This window comes from Sandarakinorhabdus rubra (assembly GCF_010994245.1).
GTDB classification, from domain to species: domain Bacteria; phylum Pseudomonadota; class Alphaproteobacteria; order Sphingomonadales; family Sphingomonadaceae; genus Sandarakinorhabdus; species Sandarakinorhabdus rubra.
This window is the reverse complement of the sequence record NZ_WMHO01000177.1, coordinates 1-5,604: the sequence shown is the minus strand read 5'-3', so window position 1 is coordinate 5,604 and position 5,604 is coordinate 1. Positions and strand designations below refer to the sequence as shown.

The 5,604-nt window shown below is 68.4% G+C and carries 5 protein-coding genes; 3 read left to right on the top strand and 2 right to left on the bottom strand.

All coding sequences use genetic code 11. The features are described from left to right. A partial coding sequence (locus tag GJV64_RS10840) for a primosomal protein N' family DNA-binding protein (protein WP_456238857.1) occupies nt 1-251 on the bottom strand: 251 nt, incomplete at its 3' end. Nucleotides 252-296: 45 nt separating this feature from the next. On the opposite strand from GJV64_RS10840, the gene purB reads away from it, so the two are divergent. Both purB and GJV64_RS10830 read left to right on the top strand, forming a co-directional pair. Continuing rightward, nucleotides 297-1,610 (top strand): adenylosuccinate lyase, encoded by a 1,314-nt coding sequence (gene purB, locus GJV64_RS10835; RefSeq protein WP_164157244.1) that lies wholly within the window; start codon nt 297-299, stop codon nt 1,608-1,610. A 71-nt stretch (nt 1,611-1,681) separates the two neighbouring features. Then, on the top strand, nt 1,682-3,211 hold the full coding sequence (locus tag GJV64_RS10830) for an acyl-CoA synthetase (RefSeq protein ID WP_164157243.1): 1,530 nt from the start codon (nt 1,682-1,684) through the stop codon (nt 3,209-3,211). A 3-nt stretch (nt 3,212-3,214) separates the two neighbouring features. Here GJV64_RS10830 and GJV64_RS10825 read toward each other — a convergent pair whose 3' ends face one another. Then, nucleotides 3,215-4,708: a hypothetical protein gene (locus GJV64_RS10825; RefSeq protein ID WP_164157242.1), complete on the bottom strand. Its 1,494-nt coding sequence runs from the start codon at nt 4,706-4,708 to the stop codon at nt 3,215-3,217. A 41-nt stretch (nt 4,709-4,749) separates the two neighbouring features. Here GJV64_RS10825 and GJV64_RS10820 point away from each other — a divergent pair, with 41 nt between their 5' ends. After that, complete coding sequence (locus tag GJV64_RS10820; RefSeq protein WP_164157241.1) at nt 4,750-5,361, top strand: 2-hydroxychromene-2-carboxylate isomerase; 612 nt, start codon at nt 4,750-4,752, stop codon at nt 5,359-5,361. Nucleotides 5,362-5,604: the final 243 nt, after the last annotated feature.

Here is a 5,604-nt window from a genome sequence, read left to right as displayed (position 1 = left end):
GCCAGCGGCGGCAGGTCCAGCCGCGCCGCCACGGGGCGCAGGCGATCGTCTGGCACATCGGGCGCCGCGAGCCTCTCTGCATCCCACACCACGCCGGTGATGCGGCGCGGGCCGAGCGGCACCTCAACCGCGTCGCCGGGAGCGAGCGCCATCCCGGCCGGCACGCGATAATCCAGCGCCCCCAGCCCGTGCTGGAAGGGAATCACGCGGACACGAGATAGCGAGACACTCACCATCCCCGAGATAGGCAAGTGTGCATCGTCATGCTAGGCGCGCCGCGAAACGAAAGGCCCCACATGATCCCGCGTTACGCCCGCCCCGACATGGTCGCCATCTGGGAACCCGCCACCCGCTTCCGCATCTGGTTCGAGATCGAGGCCCATGCCACCCAGAAGCTCGCCGATCTGGGCGTCGTTCCGCAGAGCGCGGCCAAGGCGCTGTGGGACTGGTGGGCGACGGGCCCCGCCATCGATGTTGCCGCCATTGATGCAATCGAGGCCGTGACCAAGCATGATGTCATCGCCTTCCTTGATTGGGTGGCGAGCCAGGTCGGGCCGGAAGCGCGTTTCATGCACCAGGGCATGACCAGCAGCGATGTGCTCGACACCTGCCTTGCCGTGCAGCTGGCGCGCGCTGGCGACATATTGCTCGCTGACCTAGATGCGCTGCTCGCCGCCATCCGGCGCCGGGCGATGGAGCACAAGTTCACCCCCACCATGGGCCGCAGCCATGGCATCCACGCCGAGCCGACGACCTTCGGTCTCAAGCTGGCGCAGGCCCATGCCGAGTTCGACCGTTGCCGCGCCCGGCTGGTGGCGGCGCGGGCGGACATCGCCACCTGCGCGATTTCGGGCGCGGTCGGCACCTTCGCCAACATCGATCCGCGCGTGGAGGAGCATGTCGCGAAACAACTCGGCCTCTCGGTCGAGCCGGTGTCCACCCAGGTCATCCCGCGCGACCGCCATGCCATGTTCTTCGCCACGCTGGGCGTGATCGCCAGCAGCATCGAGCGGCTGGCCACCGAAGTGCGCCATCTGCAGCGCACCGAGGTGCTGGAGGCGGAGGAGTATTTCAGCCCCGGCCAGAAGGGCTCAAGCGCCATGCCGCACAAGCGCAACCCGGTGCTCACCGAGAATCTCACCGGCCTCGCCCGCATGGTGCGCTCGGCTGTCACCCCGGCGCTGGAGAATGTCGCGCTCTGGCACGAGCGTGACATCTCGCACTCGTCGGTGGAGCGCTACATCGGCCCGGATGCCACGGTGACGCTGGATTTCGCGCTGAACCGCCTCACCCAGGTGATCGACAAGCTGCTGGTCTATCCTGAGCGGATGGAAAAGAACCTCAACCGCATGGGCGGTCTCATCCATTCGCAGCGCGTGCTCCTGGCGCTCACCCAGGCCGGCGTCACTCGCGACGAGGCCTATCGGCTGGTGCAGCGGAACGCCATGAAGGTGTGGGAAGCCGATGGCGCGCTGAACCTGCTCGATCTGCTGCAGCAGGATCCCGAGGTGAGCGCCCGCCTGTCGGCCGCCGAGCTGGCGGCGCTGTTCGACCTCGATTACCACTTCCGCCACGTCGACACGATCTTCGCCCGCGTCTTCGGCGCTTGAGCCAACGTTGCCATTGACGGCGCCATTGCCGCTGCCAAAGAGGGGCGACGCTGGCTTGGGGAGGCACGGGAATGGCAGGAGCGGATATCGGGCTGGGCAGCTGGTTCAGCCGAAGGGTGGTGCAGACGCCGGACCGGCCGGCGCTGACCTTCGAAGGCGCCACGCGCAGCTATCGCGAGATGGGCGACGCCATCGACCGGCTGGCCAGCGCGCTCAGGGCCGGCGGCGTGTGCCGGGGTGACCGGGTCGGCTTTCTGGGTTTCAACCAGCCGGTCTATTTCGATTTGCTGTTCGCTGCCGCCCGGCTCGGCGCCATCTTCGTGCCCTTGAATTTCCGGCTCACCGGGCCGGAACTGGACTTCATCATCAACGATGCCGGCGTGCACACGCTGGTGGTGGATGGCCCGCACCGGCCGGTGATCGATGGGGTGCGCGCGTCCCTGTGCTGCCGGCGATTCCTGTCGGCGGATGGCCCGGCCGATGGCTGGCAGACGATCAGCGACTTCGTGGGCGATGCCGCGCCACTGGCTGCCGGGGAAGCCACCGCCGACGATGACGTGGCGGTGATCATGTACACATCGGGCACCACCGGGCGGCCCAAGGGCGCCATGCTCACCCATGGCAATTTCTGGTGGGCCAACATCAACGGCATGATGGGCGCCGATGTCAGCGAGAAGGATGTCTCGCTGGTGATGGCGCCGCTGTTTCACATCGGCGGCCTCAACGTCACGCCGCTCACCTGCTGGCAGCGGGGCGGCCATGTGCTGCTGCACAAGAGCTTCGATCCCGCGCGATTCATCGCCGACGTGGCAGCGTATCGCGTCACCACCAGCTTCGCGGTTCCGGCGATGCTGCTGTTCATCAGCCAGCACCCGGATTTCGCCGCCGCCGACCTGTCGAGCATCAGGGTCATCATGTGCGGCGGCGCGCCGGTACCGGAGCCGCTGCTGCGGCTCTACAACGAGCGGGGCATCCCTCTGAACCAGGGCTATGGCCTCACCGAAACGGCCCCGTCGGGCACCTATCTCGGCCCCGATTTCGCGCTGGCCAAACTGGGCTCGGCCGGCAAGCCGATGTTCTTCGTCGATCTGCGGGTGGTGGCCGAGGATGGCCGCACGCCGCTGGGGCCGGGCGAGCGCGGCGAGGTGATCATGCGTGGTCCCAACATCATGCGCGGTTACTGGAACCGGCCCGATGCCACCGCCGCTGCCATCGATGCCGAAGGCTGGTTCCATTCGGGGGACATCGGCTATCTCGATGCGGACGGCTTCCTCTATATCTGCGACCGGCTGAAGGACATGATCATCAGCGGCGGCGAGAATATCTACCCGGCCGAGGTGGAAGCCGTGCTCTATGATCATCCCGCCATCGCAGAGGTGGCGATCATCGGCGAGCCCGATCCCAAGTGGGGCGAAAGCGTCACCGCGGTGGCCGCGCTGAAGCCGGGCGCCAGCCTGGACATCGAGGCCCTGCGCGCCTGGGCCACTGAGCGGCTGGCCCGCTACAAGCTGCCGAGCCGGCTGGAGATCGTCCCTGCCCTGCCGCGCAACCCGGCCGGCAAGGTGCTGAAGTTCGAATTGAGGGACCGGTTCCGGCGCTGAGGGTCAGCGTGGCGGGCTGACCACCGCCGGCAGATCGCGGCCCCACTTCAGGAAGGCGGCCTTCACGTCGGCGCGGGCCTTCAGCGCGCGCAACACGACCTTGCTCATGCGGTCCGGTGCATTGGGGCGGTCGGCCAGCAGGAACGGCTGCAGTTCGAACAGCGCATCGTCGCGGCTGCCCGCGTCCTCCAGCCGGCGGATTAGGATAGCGGCGGCGGCATCTGTGCGCCCCAGGCAGGCCAGCGCAGCCTGTGTGGCGCGGTTGTTGCCATCTTTCACCCAGCCGGCGGGCAGCGCGGCAGCGGCGCTGGTGGCTTCGGCCGGCTTACCGGACCGGACCAGCGCGCAGGCCTGGATGGCGGCCAGCGCCACCCGGCCATATTCGTTGAGGCTGGCGGCCGGCACGTCCTTCACCCGGCGCAACGCCTCGTCGTGGCGGCCGGCTTCGGCGGCCATGTCGGCTGCGATGATGCGGAAGGCCAGCGCATTGGCGCGCGGCTCGCCGGGCAGCGCCACAACGGCATCCAGCGCAGCGAGCGCGCCTTCAACGTCGCCCGCGTCGACCATCAGCGCTGCCTTCTGGTTGATGATCCACAATTCGCGGTCGCTCATCTTCGCCAGCGCTTCAGGCGTGGTGCCGATGTCCTTGATGCGCGCCAGCGCCTCTGGCTCTTTGCTGGCGATGTTGAGCGCCTCGGCAACGCCGCTCCTCGCCACCAGCGATTGCGGCGCCTTGGCGAGCTCGGCCTCGGCCGCGGCGATGAAGGCGGCGTCCGCAGTGTCGGCGCCCGGCCCCAGCCGTTGTTCGAGCGAGGGCCACAGCGCCGCATAGCGCCGGTCGATGCCCAGCCGCACCAGGCTGACTGGATTGAGCAGGCTGGCAATGACAGGTGCGGCCTCGTCCAGCCGGCCACGCTGGGCGAGTCCGGCGATCACCTGCAGCTTCAGATCGTCGCCTTGCCCGACGGTCTGATCGGGCGGCGCATAACCGGCGGTGACCAGCGTGAAAGCGAGATCGAAGCGCTGCTGTTCCTCGCTCACACCGCGCAGCACCTCGCCGACCAGCTCCGTTGGCAGCGCCTCCAGCCAGTCCGCGTTGCTCACCGCCACCAGCTGCAGCGTCTGGGCGGCGGCCGGTATGTCGCCGGTGATGGCGCGCAGCACGAACTGCTGGCGCAGCAGCAGCAGCGAAGGGTTCAGGGAGGCATCGACCGCGAACTCGATGGCGGCCCGCGCCTCGATGATTTTGCCGGTGCGGGCCAGCGCGAAGCTGCGCAGGCCCTGGATCTGGCCCTTGTCGGCCGGCAGATCGGCTTCGGCGAGCAGCGTATCGAGGAGGGCGAGCGCCTCGGCGGCCTTGCCATTGTCGACCATGGCCGCGGCCTCGGCCAGCTGCTGCTCGCGCGACGGGCCGGACCCCGGCTCGGTGGGCGCTGCCGCGATCAGCAGGACAGCCAGCGGCGCCAGCAAAAAGACCGGTTTGAAACGACGCATCATGGCGCCACAGTAACCGCAAAGGGGCAGTTGGGGAGAGGGGCATGACGGCACAGGTGGAATTCTTCTTCGATTGCTCGTCCCCATGGACCTATCTGGGCTTCGAGGCGCTGGTCGCGGCGGCGGCTCAAGACGGCTTTGCGATCCGCTGGCGGCCCTTCCTGGTGGGCGGCGTGTTCAACACGGTGAACCCTTCGGTCTATGAAATGCGCGCCAAGCCGGTGGTGCCCAAGGCGCGCTATTACACCAAGGACATGCACGACTGGATCCGGCGTTCGGGCCTGGCCATCAAGTGGACGCCCAGCATCTTCCCGGTGAACAGCGCGCGCGCCATGCGGCTGTGCCTGGTGGCCGATGCGGCGGGCGCCTGCGAGCCGGTCGCGCGCCGGATCTTCCAGATCTACTGGGGCGAGGATCGCGACATTTCCCAGCCGGACGTGCTGGCCGAAGCGGCGTCGGCGGGGGGGCTGGATGCGGCGAGCGCGCTGGAAGCGGCCGATTCGCCGGAGCTGAAGGCCCAGCTCAGGGCCAACACCGATGAACTGATCGCGCGGGGCGGCTTCGGCAGCCCGACTTTCTATGTGGGCGGCGACGACATGTATTTTGGGCAGGACCGCATCCTGCTGGTGCGGGAGGCGGCGGCGCGCCTGACTTGACTCAATCCGCCAGGGCGTGAACAAAAGCGGAACAAAGTCCCGCGAGTCGTTCCGTGTCCCTGCCTCTTCGCCCGTTCCACACCTTGCCTGCGCCGCCAGCCATGGCGCGCCGGCCTGCGCTGCCCCGGCTTGCCCTTGACGGTGGCCGGCTGGATGCAGCGCTGGGCGGCGGCCTCACCCTTGCCGGCAGTCACGAGGCCTACGGGCCTTGCGCGGCGGCCTTTGCGCTGATGCTGGCGCTGG